Origin of the sequence: Pseudomonas sp. Choline-02u-1 (genome assembly GCF_002836515.1) — a bacterium.
Lineage (GTDB): Bacteria > Pseudomonadota > Gammaproteobacteria > Pseudomonadales > Pseudomonadaceae > Aquipseudomonas.
Window position 1 is genome coordinate 1 of record NZ_PJBC01000043.1, and the last position, 408, is coordinate 408.

Below are 408 nucleotides of genomic sequence, written 5' to 3' on the forward strand. Positions count from 1 at the left end.
TTGCGCCATCCAAAACCGCGCATCCTCGGCAGCCAGAGCGCCGTGGTCACCGGCCCGAAAGGCGAAGAAATCCACTGCGACGAGTACGGCCGGGTCAAAGTCCAGTTCCATTGGGACCGCGAAGGTCAGGCCGACGACAAGACCAGTTGCTGGCTGCGCGTCTCCAGCGCCTGGGCCGGCGCCCAGTACGGCGGAATCGCCATCCCGCGCATCGGCATGGAAGTGCTGGTCACCTTCCTTGAAGGCGACCCCGATCAACCGCTGATCAGCGGCTGCCTGTACCACAAGGAAAACACCGTCCCGTACGCCCTGCCGGCGAACAAGACCCGCAGCACCTTCAAGACCCTGAGTTCCATGGGCGGTGGCGGCTACAACGAACTGCGCATCGAAGACAAAAAAGGTCAGGAA

1 protein-coding gene is annotated in these 408 nt (G+C 62.7%); it reads left to right on the forward strand.

The annotated features are described in order from the left end of the window. The coding region (gene tssI / locus CXF97_RS14015; RefSeq protein WP_157830894.1) for a type VI secretion system tip protein TssI/VgrG at positions 1-408 on the forward strand (408 nt) is incomplete at both ends.